At 59.6% G+C, this 12792-nt stretch carries 14 protein-coding genes; all 14 read left to right on the top strand.

All coding sequences use genetic code 11. The features are described 5' to 3' along the window. Positions 1 to 70 precede the first annotated feature (70 nt). Positions 71 to 1885, top strand: coding sequence for a TonB-dependent receptor domain-containing protein (locus LDN84_RS14060; protein ID WP_223913010.1), 1815 nt, complete (start codon positions 71 to 73; stop codon positions 1883 to 1885). Positions 1886 to 1909: 24 nt separating this feature from the next. Further along, positions 1910 to 3253, top strand: coding sequence for a cobyrinic acid a,c-diamide synthase CobB (locus LDN84_RS14055; RefSeq protein WP_223904072.1), 1344 nt, complete (start codon positions 1910 to 1912; stop codon positions 3251 to 3253). Beyond that, positions 3250 to 3891 (top strand): bifunctional adenosylcobinamide kinase/adenosylcobinamide-phosphate guanylyltransferase, encoded by a 642-nt coding sequence (locus LDN84_RS14050; protein WP_223904071.1) that lies wholly within the window; start codon positions 3250 to 3252, stop codon positions 3889 to 3891. Before LDN84_RS14055 ends, LDN84_RS14050 begins: the two co-directional genes overlap by 4 nt. Next, positions 3888 to 4811, top strand: coding sequence for an ABC transporter substrate-binding protein (locus LDN84_RS14045; protein WP_223904070.1), 924 nt, complete (start codon positions 3888 to 3890; stop codon positions 4809 to 4811). The genes LDN84_RS14050 and LDN84_RS14045 overlap by 4 nt, the downstream gene beginning before the upstream one ends. Beyond that, the gene (cbiB, locus tag LDN84_RS14040) at positions 4804 to 5787 is read left to right on the top strand and encodes an adenosylcobinamide-phosphate synthase CbiB (protein WP_223904069.1); all 984 of its coding nucleotides are present in this window, start codon (positions 4804 to 4806) and stop codon (positions 5785 to 5787) included. The genes LDN84_RS14045 and cbiB overlap by 8 nt, the downstream gene beginning before the upstream one ends. Beyond that, entirely contained in the window at positions 5787 to 6785 is a 999-nt protein-coding gene (locus LDN84_RS14035; protein WP_223904068.1) for an aminotransferase class I/II-fold pyridoxal phosphate-dependent enzyme, read from the top strand. Before cbiB ends, LDN84_RS14035 begins: the two co-directional genes overlap by 1 nt. 137 nt (positions 6786 to 6922) lie before the next feature. After that, positions 6923 to 7543, top strand: coding sequence for a hypothetical protein (locus tag LDN84_RS14030; protein ID WP_223904067.1), 621 nt, complete (start codon positions 6923 to 6925; stop codon positions 7541 to 7543). Between the two features lie 49 nt (positions 7544 to 7592). Next, the gene (locus LDN84_RS14025; RefSeq protein ID WP_223904066.1) at positions 7593 to 7973 is read left to right on the top strand and encodes a hypothetical protein; all 381 of its coding nucleotides are present in this window, start codon (positions 7593 to 7595) and stop codon (positions 7971 to 7973) included. 20 nt (positions 7974 to 7993) lie between these two features. After that, positions 7994 to 8374: a hypothetical protein gene (locus LDN84_RS14020; RefSeq protein WP_223904065.1), complete on the top strand. Its 381-nt coding sequence runs from the start codon at positions 7994 to 7996 to the stop codon at positions 8372 to 8374. Continuing rightward, complete coding sequence (locus LDN84_RS14015; protein WP_223904064.1) at positions 8371 to 8826, top strand: hypothetical protein; 456 nt, start codon at positions 8371 to 8373, stop codon at positions 8824 to 8826. Before LDN84_RS14020 ends, LDN84_RS14015 begins: the two co-directional genes overlap by 4 nt. Further along, entirely contained in the window at positions 8826 to 9902 is a 1077-nt protein-coding gene (locus tag LDN84_RS14010) for an AI-2E family transporter (RefSeq protein WP_223904063.1), read from the top strand. The genes LDN84_RS14015 and LDN84_RS14010 overlap by 1 nt, the downstream gene beginning before the upstream one ends. A 154-nt stretch (positions 9903 to 10056) precedes the next feature. Further along, positions 10057 to 10434 (top strand): DUF4398 domain-containing protein, encoded by a 378-nt coding sequence (locus LDN84_RS14005; RefSeq protein WP_223904062.1) that lies wholly within the window; start codon positions 10057 to 10059, stop codon positions 10432 to 10434. A gap of 38 nt (positions 10435 to 10472) precedes the next feature. Further along, positions 10473 to 11405: a DUF4398 domain-containing protein gene (locus LDN84_RS14000; RefSeq protein WP_223904061.1), complete on the top strand. Its 933-nt coding sequence runs from the start codon at positions 10473 to 10475 to the stop codon at positions 11403 to 11405. A 52-nt stretch (positions 11406 to 11457) separates the two neighbouring features. After that, positions 11458 to 11745 (top strand): sll1863 family stress response protein, encoded by a 288-nt coding sequence (locus LDN84_RS13995; RefSeq protein ID WP_223904060.1) that lies wholly within the window; start codon positions 11458 to 11460, stop codon positions 11743 to 11745. Positions 11746 to 12792: the final 1047 nt, after the last annotated feature.

Genomic DNA, 12792 nt, shown 5'->3' with positions numbered 1-12792 from the left:
AATGAAAACTTGTGTTTATTCCCGGCGTGGTTGTATTTCTGCGTGTTTTCGCACGTCTGTCTTGACCGTGATGGTCGCTTTCCCGACACTGGCACCAAGTCAGCCCGTGATCTTGAACGAGGTGGTGGTGACTGCCAGTCGCGTCCCGGTACCCGTGACGGATGTGATTGCGGATGTCTCCATCATTGACCGAACCGTGCTGGACTTGGCTGGGCAAAGCAGCTTGCGTGATGTACTGGCCCAGCTACCGGGTGTGCAGTTGTCCAGCACGGGCAGTTACCGCTCCAGTACCAATGTGTACTTGCGTGGTGCGGCCAGCTCGCAAGCCCTTGTCCTGATCGATGGTGTTCGCGTGGGCTCGGCCACCTCTGGCAGTGCGGCATTCGAGAATTTGCCGCTGGATCGGATTGAGCGTGTGGAAGTGTTGCGGGGTGCTGCATCGGCCCTCTATGGCCCGGATGCGGTCGGTGGCGTGATCCAGATTTTCACCCGTGATCCGGTCGATACCTTGCAGCTGTCAGCCAACACGGGTGCTGGCTCTGACGGGCAATTTCAGGCTGGGGCATCGGTGCGTGGGCGAAATGGCGCCATCGGCTATAGCCTGGGATTGTCAAAAGAAAAAGCCACGGGAATCAATGTGGCCACCAACCCGGCCGCCAGCAGTTACAACCCCGACCAGGACAGCTTTGATGTCAACAGTGTGGATGCCAAGCTGAGTGTGCAGTTGTCTTCACAGCAGGCACTGACGCTCGGTGTTTTGCAAAGCAAAATGAATTACCAGTTTGATGGCACGATCACCCCCAATCCTTTGGGCCTGACCAAATGGACCACTGATGCCTGGCGGCACGCAACACTTCGGCACGCCAGTCTGAAATGGGATGCGCAATGGTCAACGCGCTGGAAGTCGAGCCTGATAGTGGGCCGCAGTGACGATGTATCGGTGAATGAATACTATCGCCTGGCCGATGGGGCGTTCAACGGTCGTAACCAGTTCAACACCCGGCGCACACAAACCACCTGGCAAAACGACATCAACCTGGGCACGGATGTGCTGACAGCGTTGCTGGAAAATCGCACCGAAGCCATCGACAGCACCACCAACTACAGCGTGAAAGAGCGCGATGTAAGCGGTGTCATGCTTTCCTATGCACTGAACCGCCCCGGCTGGAACGCCTTAGCGGTGCTGCGCAGTGATGACAATTCACAGTTTGGCCATTACAGCAACTGGGCACTGTCGGGGGGCTACAAATTCACAGCGGCATGGCGGGCGGTTGCCAGCGTGGGCACCAGTTTTCAGGCACCAAGCTTCAATCAGCTGTATTACCCCGGCTTTGGCTCCCCCACGCTGCTGCCGCAACAAAATCGTGCCAGCGAAATGGGGTTGAAGTACCACCATGGGGCCATGTCGATGGCCGCAACCCTGTACCACAACGAAATCCAGGGCTTTATCAACCCCGTGACCAATGTTCAAAACAACCTGGCCGTATTACGTGGACTCACGCTGGACATGCAGGCCCGGCGAGGCCACACCCGCTACGCTGTGACCTACGACTATGCCGACCCGCATACCCAGCCCGATGGCCTGCGCTTTGCCCGTATTGCGCAAAACATGCTCAACCTCAGTGCCCACCATCGGGTGGGTTTGGCTGAACTATGGGGTGAGCTGAAGTTTTCCAGTGACCGTGAAGATGCCAAGCTTGTCGGTACTGGGCGCGATGTGCTGCCCGGCTACGGCTTGCTCAATCTGGGGGTGAACTGGAAAATCAGCCGAGACCTGAGCGCATTGGTGCGGCTCAACAACGTGAACGACACCGCGTACGTACTGGCCAACGGCTATTCCATGCCCGGGCGCAATGTGTTGGCATCCCTGACCTGGTCTCTGTAATCCCAAGCTCTTGAGTGTTCAAAGATGACCAAACCGATTCCTTGCCCCGCACTTCTGATTGCTGCCCCAGCCTCTGGCCAGGGTAAAACCACGGTGGTATCTGCATTGGCCCGGCTGCATACCCGTCAGGGCAGAAAAGTCCGGGTTTTCAAGTGTGGGCCTGACTTTTTAGACCCGCATTGGCATCAGCTCGCCAGTGGTGCGCCGGTTTACCAATTGGATTTATGGATCAATGGTGAGGCCGAGTGCCGCGCCCGTCTGGCGGCCGCAGCACAAGAGGCCGATCTGATTCTGGTGGAAGGTGTGATGGGTTTGTTTGACGGAAAGCCCAGTGCCGCTGATCTGGCCCAGCGCCTGAACTTGCCGGTGATGGTGGTGATTGATGCCGGCTCCATGGCTGGCACTTTTGGGGCGTTGGCATGGGGGCTGCAAAACTACCAGTCGGGGCTGCCGTGGGCGGGTGTGCTGGCCAATCGGGTGGCCAGTTCATCGCACGCTGCCATGCTCCAGGCCAGCGTACGCGAACCCGCGCAGTGGCTGGGTGCCCTGATGCGCAACCCGGCCATGGTCTTGGCAGAGCGCCATCTCGGCTTGACGGTGGCCAGCGAAGTGCGTGATGCGCTGGCCCGGCTGGATGCCGCAGCCGATGCCCTGGCGGAGACTCCCTTGGGGCAGATGACGGTACAAGACTTGCAGCGCTGGCAGGTGAACTTCGCCCCGATACCGGTGACTGTGCCACAGCCGAAGTCATTGAAAGGGAAAACCATTGCGGTGGCGCGCGATGCCGCGTTTTGCTTCATTTACGCGGCCAATCTGGACTGCTTGCGTGATCTGGGCGCTGAGCTGGTGTTCTTCTCTCCCCTGAACGATGCCCGCTTGCCACCTTGTGATGCGGTCTGGTTGCCGGGGGGATACCCCGAATTACATGCCGCGCAACTGGCCGCCAACACCACACTGCGTGACAGCCTGGCGGCACATGTGGCGCAGCACAAACCGGTCTGGGCCGAGTGTGGCGGCATGATGGTGTTGTTTGAAAGTTTGCTCACCCTCGACGGCGAGGTGCTGGCCCAATGGGGTTTGTTGCCCGGTGCCGTGTGTATGCAAAAGCGTCTGGCTGCCCTGGGGCCGCAACAACTGGCGCTGCCAGAGGGGCTGCTGCGTGGGCACACCTTCCATTATTCGACCTGTACCACCACGTTGGAGGTGGACCGACGTACCGCACGGCCAGACTGTGAACCCGTCGCCCATGCAGGTGAAGCACTCTACCGGCTGGGTTCGATTCAGGCCAGCTACTTTCATGCCTGGTTTCCATCCAGCCCGGCGGCCACGGCAGCGCTGTTTGGCTTTGCTGGCGAGGTGAAGCCATGACGCTGGCCCGCAGCGAATTGATTCTGGGTGGCCAGAAAAGCGGCAAGTCGCGTCGGGCCGAGGCCTTGGCGCAGCAGTGGCTGGCGCAATCCGGCCAGCACCATGCGCTGCTGATCGCTACCGCGCAGGCCTGGGACGAAGAAATGTGCCAGCGTATTGCCCGCCACCAGGCCGACCGCGCCCAGCGTGTACCTGGCATGCGCACGCTTGAAGAGCCCCTGCAGGTGGCGCAGGCCATTTGCACACACAGCCGTGCCGACACCTTGATCGTGCTGGACTGCCTGACCCTGTGGCTGACCAACTGGCTGATGCCTGCCACCCCTGAACCCGAGGCCACATTGACCGATTCAAAAACCGATGCCGTACCGGATTGCCAGGATGGGAAATATATGAAAAATCAACCTCCACCGCTTATGAATAAAGCGCAGATAGCTCATCTTTTGGAAGCGATCAGCAAGGCACCAGGCCCATTGGTACTGGTGGGCAACGAGATCGGCCTGGGCGTGATTCCGCTGGGCCGCGAGGTGCGCGCCTTTGTGGATGCGCTGGGCCAGCTGAACCAGGGCGTTGCCGCCACCTGCCAGCGGGTCACGCTGATGGCCGCTGGCTTGCCTCTGACCCTGAAAGACACGGTATGAACAAACCCGTTTTCAGCTGGTTGCTGGCCGCGTGTGCCTTGGGCATCAGTGCCGCACAGGCCTATCAGGTGACAGATGACCGGGGTGTCCGCATCACCCTGACCCAGCCGCCGCAGCGCATCGTCAGCCTGCTGCCCTCATTAACTGAGACCGTCTGTGAACTCGGCCAATGCGCCCGCCTGGTGGGAGTTGACCGTTATTCAGACTACCCGGCCAGCGTCCAAAAGCTGCCTCAGGTTGGCGGCGGGCTGGACCCGAACATCGAGGCCATCGTGGCCCTCCAACCCGACGTGGTGCTGATGGCCACCTCTTCGCGGGCTGCCGAGCGCCTGCGCGCCCTGGGCCTGAAGGTGCTGGCCCTGGAGCCCAAGACCCATGCCGATGTGAAGCGTGTGCTGGAAAAAATCGGCCAGGTGCTGGCGGTGCCGGATGCCGCGCGCATCTGGCGGGTGATCGACGCGGGCACGCAGGCTGCGGCTCAGTCGTTGCCCCCAGGTGTGGCCTCTCTGCGGGTTTATTTTGAAGTCAACCCCGGCCCTTATGGTGCGGGAGAGCGGTCTTTTATTGGCGAAACCTTGACCCGCCTGGGTGTGAAAAACATCATTCCGGCCAAGCTGGGGCCGTTTCCCAAACTCAATCCCGAATACATCGTGCGCGCCAACCCGGATGTGATCATGATCGGCCAGCGCAGCGTTGACAACATGGGGCAGCGCCCCGGCTGGCAGAGCATGCGTGCCATCCGCCAGCAGCACCTGTGTGTGTTCACCACCAAGCAGTCCGACGTGCTGGTGCGCCCCGGCCCGCGCATGGCCGAAGGTGCACGGCTGATGGCGCAGTGCTTGTCAGACCAGGCGGTCAAGCGCACTTCGCCCCATGCGGGGCGCAGAGCACACACCAAAACACAGGATGCTGATGCCTGAGCTGTTAACCCTCCCGCTGCAAGCCTTCACCACCGGATGTGCGCTGTGCCTGGCATTGCTGATAGACCGTTACTGCGGCGAACCGCCGGTGCGCCTGCATCCGGTGGTGTGGATGGGGTATTGGCTGCACTGGGCTGGGCAACGGGTGCTGCGCATCACGCTGCCAGCGGGGCACACAGATTTCAAGTCATTTTGGCTTGCAGCCCTTTATTGGTGTGCCGGAGCAGCTCTTTTTTCAGGAGCGGCTTGGGTATTGCAGGCCGCCCTGACAGGATTGTGGTTCGGGCTGTCTGTCTTGCTGATGGCACTGCTGCTCAAACCTTTGCTGGCCTGGGCCATGCTGCACAACGAAGTGCAGGCGGTCGAGGCGGCTCTGGCCCAGTCGCTCGACGCGGGGCGTGAACGCCTGAGCTGGCTGGTGAGCCGCGACGTGTCCGCCCTGAGCCAGGCGCAGGTGCGGGAGAGCGCCATCGAGTCGCTGGCCGAGAACCTGAACGACTCGGTGGTGGCACCAATTTTCTGGTTTGTGCTGTGGGGGTTGCCCGGTGTGGCGCTGTACCGCTTTGCCAATACGGCAGATGCCATGTGGGGCTACCGAGGTGTCTACAAAGGCCAGAACTGGGAATGGGCGGGCAAGTGGGCGGCACGTGCTGACGATGTGTTGAACTGGCTGCCTGCACGCTTGACCGGCTGGCTGCTGGCGCTGTGCTTGGGGGTGCCCTTACACCCGCTGCGGTTGCAGGCCCAACGGACACCTTCGCCCAACAGCGGTTGGCCTATGGCCGCGATGGCACTGGCATTGAATGTTCGACTCGGCAAGCCAGGGGTCTACACCCTGAACGCTGAGGGCCATGAACCGCAGGCGGAACATGTGGCGCGTGCCTTGGTTTATGCCTCAAAAATGCTTCTAGTGCTTATTCCAATTGCACTGATAGCTCTGTATTTTGTAGCATCCATGGGCTTGGGCAACACATGATGTCTGCACGCACACATGGGGGCACGGATGCGTTGGGGGTGCCCACGCATGATTTCTCGACCAACAGCAACGCCTGCGGCCCTTGTCCACCAGCCTTGCTGGCGCTTCAGCAAGCCGATGCGGGGCACTACCCGGATGCCCGTTATGTTGATTTACGTGCGCGTCTGGCCGCATTTCATGCGGTGAGTGCTGAGCGCATTGTGCTGGCGGGCAGTGCCAGCGAGTTCATCTTTCGCATCACGGCCTGGGTGGCGCGTCGTGCCGGTGCCGCCTCTGTGCCCACCGTGCATTGGCCTGCCCACGCCTACGGTGATTACGCCCAGGCCGCACACGCTTGGGGTTTGGCCCAGGCTGAGCGGCCCGCTGCCGCGCATCTGGTCTGGGCCTGTGAACCGTCCAGCCCCTTGGGCCAGGCGCATGTGGCTTGGCCTGTGGATCTGGCCGGGCGGCTGGTGGTGCTTGACCGGGCTTATGAGCCTCTGCGTTTGAGCGGTGCCAGCAGTCTGACGGCCACCCAGCTTGACCAGGTCTGGCAACTGTTTACCCCCAACAAAGCGTTGGGGTTGACAGGGGTGCGCGCTGCATATGTGATAGCGCCTTATGTAGATCAGGAAAGGGTTCAAGGGCAAATTGATGCCACGGTTTCTGCCTTGAACCAGCTGGCCCCCTCCTGGCCTGTCGGGGCACACGGTGTGGCCATGCTGACGGCGTGGGTCAGCCCGCAGGTGCAAGCATGGCTGGCTGAGGCGGTGTCGGTGTTGCGTGTTTGGAAAGCCAGACAAATCGACCTGTTGCAAGCCATGGACTGGCAGGTTCAGCCCAGCGACACCAACTTCTTTTGCGCCAAGCCGCCACAGCCCCTGGACGGGCAGGCCTTGCGCGCCGACCACGGCATCAAGCTGCGTGATGCCACGTCATTTGGCTTGCCCGGCTGGGTGCGGCTCGGGGTGCTTGGGCCACCCGCGCAGGATGCGTTGAGGTGTGTCCTGCACGGCTGATCTGGGTCCTCTTTAGAGGGCCCGCGGTCATGTCACGCTACGTGCGCAAGCGTACAGACCGGGCCTTGACTTCCTTTTAACCTGAGTCCTTCGCAGCCAATTGGCTGGCGATGTCACTCTCACTTCAAGGAATCTGCATGCAAGTTCATCACCTCAAGTTCAGTTTGCTGGCTTTGGCCGCCAGCTGGATGCTCGCCACCACCGGTTTTGCTCAAACCATGTCGTACAGCGACTATCAAACGGGCAAGACCAAGATCAAAACCGATTACTCGGCCGAGAAAAAATCCTGCGCTTCGTTGGCCAGCAATGCCAAAGACATTTGTGTGGCCCAGGCCAAAGGCAAGGAAAAAGTGGCCGTGGCAGAGCTGTATAACGGCTACAAACACAGTGCCAAATCGCAATATGAGGTGCGCTTAGCCCAGGCCGAAGCAGTGTATGAGGTGGCCAAACAAACGTGTGATGACTTGGCTGGCAACCCCAAAGATGTCTGTATCAAAGAGGCCAAGGCGGCCCTGATTGCGGCCAAGGCCGATGCCAAGGTGCAAATGAAAACCTCGGTGGTGAATGCCACCGCCAATGACAAAACAAGTGCCGCCAAAGCCAAGGCCAGCAGCGAAGTGGCCGAGGTGCGCCGTGATGCATCTGCCGAAAAGCGTGAAGCGCAATACAAACTTGAAAAAGAGAAATGTGATGCCTTTGCATCCACCACCAAAGACAACTGCTTGTCTGATGCCAAAGCCAACTTTGGCAAGCCTTGAGCTTTTGTAGAACTCCCCTGTTTCATTTCACTATCCTGAAGGATTCCCCATGCACTTTAATAATTCCGACCCATCCCCCAGCAGCCTGCTTGAGAAGGCCGAACAAGGCGCTGACAAAGCCCTCCAATCAACCGAGCAAGTGGCCAATGACGCGCTGAAAATGCTCACCGATGCCATCCACGACCTGCGGCTGCAAACCTTGCCGCTGGCAGCGCGTACCGGTGAACAAGTCAGCGCGTTGGCACAGCGTGGTGTGGACAGTGTGCGTGAGTCCTCTCACCAACTGCGCCTCAAGGCCGAACATGCCTCGGAATGTACGGTGGCCTATATCAAGCATGACCCGGTCAAGTCGGTGCTGATTGCGGCAGCCACCGGGGCGGCACTCATGGCGTTGATCAGCCTGTTCAGCCACAGCCGTCACCGCAGTTGATGCACCGCTGCTAGCTCCTTATGCACCCCCTGCTTGTCTTGTTGGCTACCCGGCCACAATTGTTGGTGGACCATGCGCAGGCCTATGCAGCACTTTGCCAGGAAGATTTTGGCCTGGCCCGTAGTGCATGGCTCAAACAGCTTGTTTGGCAGGCCGTGGCCTGGTGTGGCCTGATCACCGCCGTGGTGCTCGGTGGGGTGGCCGTGATGTTGTGGGCGGTCACGCCCCAGATGCCAATTCATGCGGTTTGGGCGCTTTGGGTGACCCCCCTCTTGCCGCTTGCCATCGCCGTGCTGGGCTTTGTTCTGGCGAGCCAAAAAAATCAGACGCAGGCGTTCTCCAACTTGAGTCGGCAAATCAATGCTGATCTGGCCATGCTTCGCGCTCTGGACCCGCCATGAGCACCGAACTGACGGCCAATGAGCGGCTGATCGCATCGCGCGAGCAATTGCGCCATGCGCTACGTCTCATCGATGCCCGGTCTGAGCCGGGTTCTGGCCTGAGTTCGGAAACCTTGGCAGCCCGCCTGCGGGCCGACCTCAAGAGCAGCACACCAGAGGCCCAGATACTGCTGGAGCTGTTTCAGCGCTGGTGGACTGGCCAACCTTTGCGGGTTGCCTGGCTGCTGCTGGCGGACACCGCCACGGCGGTTTTGCAGCCTGTGGCCCAGCGTCATCCCTACAGGTTGGTGATGGGTGCCGCTGTCGTTGGCGCGGTGCTGGTTGGGGTGCGCCCATGGCGTTGGTTCAGCACTTCGGCTTTATTGGCCGGGGTGTTGCCCAAGCTGATGTCTGAAGTGATGCTGCGCCTGACACCGCAGCCGCACGAGGGGCATCCCCCAGGATCACGATGATGGCTGATCCTCATCCTGCCATTCCACCCGCCTCACGGAAAAACCGGGCGCTTCCGCTACTGCTGGTGGCGGCCGCTCTGGCGCTGGGGGCCATCCTGCTGCCGTTTTACGGGGCCATCATGTGGGGGTCGATCATTGCGCTGCTGTTTACGCCGCTCTACCGGTGGTTGCTGCCCCGCGTCAGCCACCGGCCCACCGTGGCGGCCCTGATCACGCTGCTGACGGTGCTGGTGATTGTGGTGCTGCCACTGGCACTGGTAGCCTCTTCCCTGGTGCGTGAAGCGGCCTGGATTTACCAGCGCTTGCAGTCGGGTGAGCTCAACCCGGCACAGTATTTTCATGGCTTGTTTGATGCACTTCCGAGTTGGGTCACCCACATACTGGATCGTTTTGGCCTGGTCAGCTTTGACACCTTGCAACGCCGTTTGACGGCTGCGCTCACCCAGGGCACCCAATTTATTGCCACCCAAACCTTCAGCATCGGGCAAAACACGTTTGAATTTGTGGCCAGTGTGTTCATCACGCTGTATCTGGCTTTTTTCCTGATTCGTGATGGCAATGCCGTGGTGCATGCGTTGTGGCAGGCCGTGCCGCTGGCCCCGGAACACAAAAAGGCGCTGCTGGAGAAATTCACCACCGTGATTCGTGCCACCGTCAAAGGCAACCTGCTGGTGGCGGCCATCCAGGGGGCCTTGGGTGGCCTGGCGTTCTGGGTGTTGGGGGTCAGCGGCGCATTACTTTGGGCGGTGCTGATGGGCTTTCTGTCATTGTTACCCGCCATTGGCGCTGGCCTGGTGTGGGTGCCGGTGGCGCTGTATTTTTTGCTGGCTGGCGAGCTGGGTAAAAGCCTGGCACTCACCGCCTATGGCCTGCTGGTGATTGGCTTGGTGGACAACCTGCTGCGCCCCATTCTGGTGGGCAAAGACATCCGCATGCCGGACTACATCGTGATGATCACCACCCTGGGCGGCATGGCGGTATTTGGCATCAATGGCTTTGTGCTTGGGCCGGTGATTGCCGCCATGTTCATGGCCGTGTGGCACATCCATGTCAAAACGCAGGGCCACCTTGAGTGAGGCCCTGGCGCCGCACGCTCCAACCGCGTAGCGCCTGGATGTGAACCCGGACATTTGTGTGCAGCAGCACACAGACCCACAGGGCGCTGCCCCCTATAACCGAAGACATCAAAAGTAATTTCACGTTTGATATTGAGCTCACTGGAGATAAATGATGACGACTTGTTCAAAACCCTGGGCCCTGGCCCTGTGTGTGGTCACCCTGGTACTGACTGCTGGCTGCAGCAGTTTAAAAACACCTGCAACGGCGGATGTGGCCGTGTCCAAGGCCGCGGTAGACAACGCTGCCGGTGCCGATGGCGCCGAGTTTGCACCAGCTGAAATGGCCGGGGCTCGCAGCAAGCTGGCACTGGCCAACAAAGCCATGGCCAGCAAAGATTACAAGTTGGCCATCGACCTGGCAGCCCAGGCACAAGCCGATGCCAAGCTGGCACAAAGCAAAGCCAATTCTGCCAAGGCGCAGGCTGCCGCAGATGCCCTGCAAGACGACATCCGGGTGTTGCGCGAAGAACTTGACCGCAACATGCAGTAACCCGCCCCACCTTTCTTCCCACTTCAAGATTGACCATGATGAAACACATTTACACCACCCCCGTTCTGCTGGCCATAGCCGCCCTCATCAGTGCCTGCGGCTCCATTCCCAACACCACCACCTTGCTGGATCAAACCCGCAGTGACTATCAACAGGCCCAGAACGATCCCACGGTGGCACGTTACGCCCCCATGGAGCTGAAGCAAGCCGGTGATGCCCTGGAGCAGGCCAACACTGTGGCCAACCACAACGGCAGTGTCGACAACATCGACAAGCTGGCTTACCTGGCCAAGCAAAAAATTGCCCTGACGCAAGAAGTCGCCAAACAAAAAGCGGCTGAAGCAGAAGTGGCCAATGCGGGCAAAGCACGCGATCAAATCCGGCTGGACCAGCGCACCAACGAAGCCAATGCTGCCAACCTCAGCGCTGACCAGTCCAAACAAGCCGCATTGCTGGCCCAAGGTGCGGCGGCCCAGGCACAGCGTGGAACCGAGATCGCCCAGGTGGATGCCGCCATCGCCCAGCGCCAGGCGCAGGAAGCCAATGCCCGCGCCGCGCAATTACAAGCCCAGTTGACCGATCTGGCGGCCCAAAAGACCGAGCGCGGCATCGTCATCACCCTCGGGGATGTGTTGTTTGGCACGGATCTGGCTCGCCTGAATGCGGATGGCATCCGCATGGCTGAAAAGCTGGCCACGGTGCTGCAGCAAAACCCCAGCCGCAATGTGCTGGTGGAAGGCTTTGCCGACAGCACTGGTGCCGCCGCGCACAACCAGGCCTTGTCTGAACGCCGCGGCAACGCGGTGCGCAGTGCGCTGCTAGACCTGGGGGTAGCCCCTGAGCGCATCGCCATGCGTGGTTATGGCGAGTCTTACCCGGTGGCCGCCAACGACACCGTTGCCCACCGCCAGCTGAATCGCCGCGTCGAAATCATCCTGTCGGACGACAGCGGCAAGCTGATGGCCCGCTAAACCAGAGCCACCGTTTGTTCACACCCATTTCTTCATTCAAGGAGTTATCCCCATGACCACCCCCCACAATGCTTACATTGAAGCCATGAAAACGCAGCTTGATGAGCTCAATGCCAACTTGCACAAAATCGAAGTCAAAGCCCAGGAGGCCAAAGGTGATGCACGGAATGCCTACTTTGAAGAAATGCGCAAGCTGCGCCATCAATCCAAGCTGGCGCTGACCAAGTTTGAAGAAATCAAACTCGCCAGCGAAGACACCTGGGACAACATGGTGACCGAGATGGACAAGGTGCGAGATGCCTTTACCCATTCGTTTCACTATTTCAAGTCGCAGGTTTAAGCCGAGCAGATTCCACAAGCTCAGTCCCCAAGATGGTTCGGGCTGAGCATGTTGAAGCCCGGCATCAGACTCTGATGTTGTCCAGACGCTACAAAATAAATAGCTTCTAGCGCTTTATTGACAAGCGCTAGAAGTTAATTTTTCATATAAAACTCAAGCCTGGTATGGGCCGGAACTCATTGGGTTGCCGACTCTGTTGCGCGCTTGTATTGGTCGTAGGAAATACCGGCATCCTTGAAGCAGCGACTTTGCCGTTCCTGGTCGGGTTGTTTCAAACATTCTGTGCGTTGAGCATTGCGGCCTGCCGCATAAAGCTGCTCGGAAGAGCAGCCCGTGGTGAGACACAAGGTGAATGTGATGACCATCATCCATGTGGTTGGGTTCATGATGCCTCCGGTGTTGGGTGCTTGGGATAGTGGCCGCCAGTGTATTGCCGGGCCACGCCTGATGGGTAGTGATTGAACTGAGCCGCCTGCGTTGCTGGTGATACGGGTTTGCAAGTTTCCCTCATGAGCACCCGGGTGAAACGCGGGCAACGGGGTGAATGCTTGTGCTGCCACCGTTCTTGTGAATTTTCCCAATAACCGTTCCATACACATGCATGTCGCCGCCTTCGTTCACGAGCTCGCCAGTGACCAAGCCGTACACCATAGCCATGCCCCCTGACCGGACCGTGATGGACGCAGCGCAAGTGCCAAACAACATGAGTTGCCCGCCGTTGTGAACCGTGATGGGGTGGATGCTTGGCCCAAAAATGGCCAATCTGGAGTAGATGTGAAGATCGTTCTCTGCCGGTGTGTATTGGCAGAGGAATCCCTCCAGCGAGTGCGTGGGTGTGACGGAGGCAGGGAGCACGGGAACCACCCCTGCATCTCTGCGGGACACCGCTGATTCAGGGGGCGCTAACTCAGGCTTTTGCGCACGCCTGTGCCTTGAAAATCTTCTGACATCCCACTTGAAGCTGAAGATTACCAAGGCAATTGACACCACGAAGATGAGTGTCGAGGTGAGTGATGTGACAACGTCCATAAGCTATCTTGGCACCTG

The sequence above is a fragment of the Rhodoferax lithotrophicus genome (assembly GCF_019973615.1).
GTDB classification, from domain to species: Bacteria; Pseudomonadota; Gammaproteobacteria; order Burkholderiales; family Burkholderiaceae_C; genus Rhodoferax; species Rhodoferax lithotrophicus.
Note: the sequence above shows the minus strand (reverse complement) of the source record. Positions and strands in the feature narration are given on the sequence as shown.

Excerpts from the sequence above, each read along its gene's own strand:
- LDN84_RS14045 (WP_223904070.1), top strand. The coding sequence starts at position 3,888 with ATGAACAAACCCGTTTTCAGCTGGTTGCTGGCCGCGTGTGCCTTGGGC.
- LDN84_RS14060 (WP_223913010.1), top strand. The coding sequence starts at position 71 with ATGGTCGCTTTCCCGACACTGGCACCAAGTCAGCCCGTGATCTTGAAC.
- LDN84_RS14015 (WP_223904064.1), top strand. The coding sequence starts at position 8,371 with ATGAGCACCGAACTGACGGCCAATGAGCGGCTGATCGCATCGCGCGAG.
- LDN84_RS14000 (WP_223904061.1), top strand. The coding sequence starts at position 10,473 with ATGAAACACATTTACACCACCCCCGTTCTGCTGGCCATAGCCGCCCTC.
- LDN84_RS14025 (WP_223904066.1), top strand. The coding sequence starts at position 7,593 with ATGCACTTTAATAATTCCGACCCATCCCCCAGCAGCCTGCTTGAGAAG.
- LDN84_RS14035 (WP_223904068.1), top strand. The coding sequence starts at position 5,787 with ATGTCTGCACGCACACATGGGGGCACGGATGCGTTGGGGGTGCCCACG.
- LDN84_RS14005 (WP_223904062.1), top strand. The coding sequence starts at position 10,057 with ATGACGACTTGTTCAAAACCCTGGGCCCTGGCCCTGTGTGTGGTCACC.
- cbiB (WP_223904069.1), top strand. The coding sequence starts at position 4,804 with ATGCCTGAGCTGTTAACCCTCCCGCTGCAAGCCTTCACCACCGGATGT.
- LDN84_RS14010 (WP_223904063.1), top strand. The coding sequence starts at position 8,826 with ATGGCTGATCCTCATCCTGCCATTCCACCCGCCTCACGGAAAAACCGG.
- LDN84_RS14020 (WP_223904065.1), top strand. The coding sequence starts at position 7,994 with ATGCACCCCCTGCTTGTCTTGTTGGCTACCCGGCCACAATTGTTGGTG.
- LDN84_RS14050 (WP_223904071.1), top strand. The coding sequence starts at position 3,250 with ATGACGCTGGCCCGCAGCGAATTGATTCTGGGTGGCCAGAAAAGCGGC.
- LDN84_RS14055 (WP_223904072.1), top strand. The coding sequence starts at position 1,910 with ATGACCAAACCGATTCCTTGCCCCGCACTTCTGATTGCTGCCCCAGCC.
- LDN84_RS14030 (WP_223904067.1), top strand. The coding sequence starts at position 6,923 with ATGCAAGTTCATCACCTCAAGTTCAGTTTGCTGGCTTTGGCCGCCAGC.
- LDN84_RS13995 (WP_223904060.1), top strand. The coding sequence starts at position 11,458 with ATGACCACCCCCCACAATGCTTACATTGAAGCCATGAAAACGCAGCTT.